Origin of the sequence: uncultured Flavobacterium sp., assembly GCF_963925185.1 — a bacterium.
Taxonomy (GTDB): domain Bacteria; phylum Bacteroidota; class Bacteroidia; order Flavobacteriales; family Flavobacteriaceae; genus Flavobacterium.
This window is the reverse complement of record NZ_CAWURC010000004.1, coordinates 1-4,388: the sequence shown is the minus strand read 5'-3', so window position 1 is coordinate 4,388 and position 4,388 is coordinate 1. Positions and strand designations below refer to the sequence as shown.

Annotated in this window: 4 protein-coding genes; 2 read left to right on the top strand and 2 right to left on the bottom strand. The window is 34.3% G+C overall.

The genetic code is table 11. The annotated features are described in order from the left end of the window. The first annotated feature begins 749 nt into the window (after positions 1-749). Both pyrF and AABM59_RS01380 read left to right on the top strand, forming a co-directional pair. A complete protein-coding gene (pyrF, locus tag AABM59_RS01385) occupies positions 750-1,565 on the top strand; it encodes an orotidine-5'-phosphate decarboxylase (protein WP_338407196.1) in 816 nt (271 codons plus the stop codon). Between the two features lie 53 nt (positions 1,566-1,618). Continuing rightward, entirely contained in the window at positions 1,619-2,404 is a 786-nt protein-coding gene (locus tag AABM59_RS01380) for an alpha/beta hydrolase (protein ID WP_338407195.1), read from the top strand. Positions 2,405-2,830: 426 nt separating this feature from the next. On the opposite strand, the gene AABM59_RS01375 is transcribed toward AABM59_RS01380, so the two are convergent. Both AABM59_RS01375 and purU read right to left on the bottom strand, forming a co-directional pair. Then, positions 2,831-3,553, bottom strand: coding sequence for a DUF4197 domain-containing protein (locus tag AABM59_RS01375; protein WP_338407194.1), 723 nt, complete (start codon positions 3,551-3,553; stop codon positions 2,831-2,833). Between the two features lie 66 nt (positions 3,554-3,619). Beyond that, a partial coding sequence (gene purU, locus AABM59_RS01370; protein WP_338407193.1) for a formyltetrahydrofolate deformylase occupies positions 3,620-4,388 on the bottom strand: 769 nt, incomplete at its 5' end.

Here is a 4,388-nt window from a genome sequence, read left to right as displayed (position 1 = left end):
GTTAAGCCCGCCTGCGCAGATGGTACTGCAGTTATGTGGGAGAGTATGTCGTCGCCTTTCTTTATGGAACCCCAACCTATACAGGTTGGGGTTCTTTTTTTTATAGGTGCGACGTGTTCGCAAGCTCGGTTCGTCGCCTTTGCTTCGCCTATTAGGATAAAGCCTAGAGTCTTTTGAAAACCCTGTTTCGTAAGAAACAGGGTTTTTTGTTTTATAAAAGTTTTAAAATAACTTAATCCCACTGGGCTTTCTCCTCTTACTATCAAATGTAGCTTTTGCTTCGCCCGTTCGGATAAAGCTTGGGGCCTTTTGAAAATTATCAGTTTACTATTGGAGCAGTACGGAGGTTTACTCCTCTAATGCGTACTAGTTGGGAACGCAACTACGGCAATGAGGACAGCACGGACATTGTGCTTGGAGTTAGGATATAGATTTAATTGTACCGTCCTTCCTTTGTCAGGATAAACTCCGGGGTCGATTTTAAAAATTTATGGTATTATATTACGATTTACCAGTTTTTAATGAGGTGAATAAACTAAATACTTGTTTTGTTTGAGGTTACTAAAGACTTTCCTGTCAGTAGACAGGTCTATGCGTTTGAAAATAAAAATTGAATTATACCCAAAGGTAAGTATCAAGAAATGTTAATCTAAAAAGGTTGGCAATTTTTCTATGAGTGTGTCTTGTCTTCTTTGTGGTTAAAAAACTTTAGAGTAACTTTGCGAGCAAGAAACAACAAATAAATAGACTTGACAACGCAACAATTAATCGATCAAATCAAAATCAAAAAATCATTCCTTTGTGTAGGATTAGATATTGATTTAAATAAAATTCCAAAATATATATTAGCACTCGAAGACCCTATTTTCGAGTTCAACAAGGCAATTATTGATGCGACACACGATTTGGTTGTTGCCTATAAGCCCAATATTGCTTTTTATGAGGCATATGGAATTAAAGGTTGGCAATCCTTGCAGAAGACCATGAATTATATCAACGATAATCATCCTGAAATCTTCACCATCGCCGATGCCAAACGCGGTGATATTGGCAATACGTCGTCGATGTATGCCAAAGCATTCTTCGAAGATTTGAATTTTGACAGTATAACTGTTGCACCCTATATGGGAAAAGATTCTGTGGAACCATTTTTGGCTTTCGAAAACAAGCACACGATTCTATTGGCTTTGACTTCTAATGAAGGTGCTTTCGATTTTCAAACTTTGAAAGTGGATGGGGTAGAATTATACAAACAAGTTTTGGAAACCTCAAAAACCTGGAAAAACTCAGAAAATCTGATGTATGTTGTAGGTGCCACTAAAGCCGAATATTTCACCGAAATTCGCAAAATTGTTCCGGATAGTTTCTTGCTTGTTCCGGGTGTTGGAGCGCAAGGGGGAAGTCTTTCAGAAGTTTGCCAATACGGTATGAATGCGAATGTGGGTTTGCTAATTAATTCTTCAAGAGCGATTATTTATGCTTCTAATGGAACTAATTTTGCTGAAAAGGCTAGAGTTGAAGCGTTGAAAATGCAGGTGGAAATGGAAGTGATTTTAGCTACTTAACCCTCAAAGTGAAAACTAAATGTTGTAATAACTAATATGATAAAAATTTAGATTTGATAAACTACACCCTATACAAAAACGAAAATAGCGATCAGTGGGTGTCATTTGTCCATGGTGCTGGCGGTAGTTCGTCTATTTGGTTCAAGCAAATTCGCGATTTTAAAAAACAATATAATGTTTTGTTATTGGATTTACGCGGTCACGGTAATTCAAATGTTCAAATCAAAAATGCCTTTAAACAAAAATATACTTTCGAGTCGATTGCTAATGATGTTCTAGAAGTTATTGATCATCTAAAAATTGAAAAATCACATTTCGTAGGGATTTCTCTTGGTACAATTCTCATTCGACAATTAGCCGAAATGCATCCCGAACGGGTTCAAAGCATGATACTTGGAGGCGCTATCCTGAAAATGAATTTTCGTTCACAAATCTTAATGAAATTAGGGAATTTATTTAAATATGTATTGCCTTATTTAGTCTTGTATAAGTTTTTCGCCTTTGTGATTATGCCCAAGAAAAGCCATAAAAAATCACGATTGCTTTTTATCAATGAAGCTAAAAAGCTGTACCAAAATGAATTTATAAAATGGTTTAAACTTACCGCCGAAATTAACCCTGTGCTCAAATGGTTTCGCCAAGTAGAATTAGACATACCAACGCTTTATGTAATGGGAGAAGAAGATTATATGTTCTTGCCATCCGCTCGACTTGTAGTCGAAAAACATTATAAATCTTCAAAATTGGTTGTTATAGAACAGTGCGGACACGTTGTAAATGTAGAGCAACCACTAATTTTTAATAATACAGTTTTGTCTTTCATTGGTTTAACCAAATAAAGAATGCCAGCATTTAAGATGCCGGCATTCTTTTACTAACCAAAACCAAACTAATAAATAACCAATTTATTACTCTACAAAGATCATATACTTTTCGCATTCTTACTGTTAAGAATTTGTTATTAGTTTGTTGTAAATACGTTAAGTTTTCTTCAATAAATTATTCTAATTTTCATTGCTTTCAATCCAAAAAAAATGCCAACATTTTAAAATGTCGGCAAACTTTTTACTAATTCAAAACCAAATAATAAATAACTAGTTTATTATGTCGCAAAGGTTAAAAACTTACGCCATTGCTCTGTTAAGGATTTGTTATTAGTTTGTTGTGTATAGGTTAATTTTTTAAACCATAGATTTTAAGATTATAGTGTCAATTTTAAATTAAATTTTTCTTACTACTTTTTATGCTTGTAAGGATTGGATATTTTATTTTTTGTCTTGTAAAGCAAAAACTCTTTTCAGCACATCTGATGTTCTAGCGTTTAGATTGTTCCGGATATTTTTTTCTTCTATTGTGATCATTTTGAAAATGCCTTCAAGAGCCTTGTTTGTCACATAATTAGTAATGTCCGGATTTACTTTTGCGACAAAAGGTAATGAATTGTATTTTGTTATGATGGAATCCCAAATAACGTCAGCGCCCACTTTACCAAGCGATGTTTGCACAACGGGACTAAATTTAGCATACAATGGTTTTGTGGTTGAAGTTTGCAAATAGGTAGTGGCGGCATTATCACTTCCCATTAAAATACTTTTGGCGTCAGTAATTGTTATATTTTTTATGGCACTTACAAAAATTGGGGTTGCTTCTTTTACAGCATCTTCAGCGGCGCGATTTAATGCTTTTATTCCGTCATCAGCTAAGTCGGCCATTCCAATTTTGCGTAAGGTGCGATCTACTTTTACTAATTCTTCGGGCATTATAATTTTAACGGCTTCGTTATTATAAAATCCATCGGTCTTGGTTAATTTTGAAACTTGCTCCGTCACGCCTTTATTCAAAGCATCTCTTAAGCCTTCAGCAATGTCTAGACTAGTGTTTGAATTTGTTAGAACAGCCGTTTTTTCAGTTGCCTTTTTCAGGATGTCTTTAAATTGTGCTGTAGCGATACATGGCACTAAAAGGAGTAGTAATAATATTTTTTTCATTGGATCTGATTTTTTAAAGTGAGATAACCTTTAGTTTTACTACAAAGTTGATGCCGCTTTCAATTTTCAATAAAACACAACTGTTTTATTGTCATAAACCATCGTTTTACGTTCGGCGTGGAGTTTTATGGCTCGTGCTAAAACGATGCGTTCTAAATCGCGCCCCTTCATTATAAAATCTTCGACCGAATTAATATGAGAAACACGAGCGATATCCTGTTCAATAATTGGACCTTCGTCTAAGTCTTTCGTGACATAATGACTTGTGGCGCCAATAATTTTTACGCCTCTTTTAAAAGCCGAATGATAGGGTTTTGCTCCTGGAAAAGCAGGTAAAAATGAATGATGAATATTGATAATTCTCTCGGGATAATGATTGATAAAATCTGATGATAGAATTTGCATATATCGCGCCATAATGATCAAATCTATTTCATTAGAATCTAACAATTGGATAACTTCAGCTTCTTGATGTAACTTGTTTTCCTTGGTAACGGGTAAATAATGAAAAGGAATTGCAAACATTTCTGCAATGTTTCTTAATTTATCATGGTTACTAATCACCATTTTTATAGAACAATCTAAACGTCCTTCTTTAGATCGCTCTAGTAAATCGTATAAATTATGACTTGTATGCGAAACCATAATGGCAACGTTCTGCTTTTTATCACCGTAATTTACAGACCAATTAAAATGTAAAGGTTTTGCCAATTCTAAGAAACTGTTTTCTAAATCTTGTTTAGAAATATTTGTTCCGTCTGCATTTAAACGAACTCTCATAAAATAAGTATCTTCAATCGAATTTACATATTGCTGACAACTTAAAATATTGAAT

Bases quoted from the DNA above. Each gene is read 5' to 3' on its own strand.
- AABM59_RS01375 (WP_338407194.1), bottom strand. From the start codon at position 3,553: ATGAAAAAAATATTATTACTACTCCTTTTAGTGCCATGTATCGCTACA.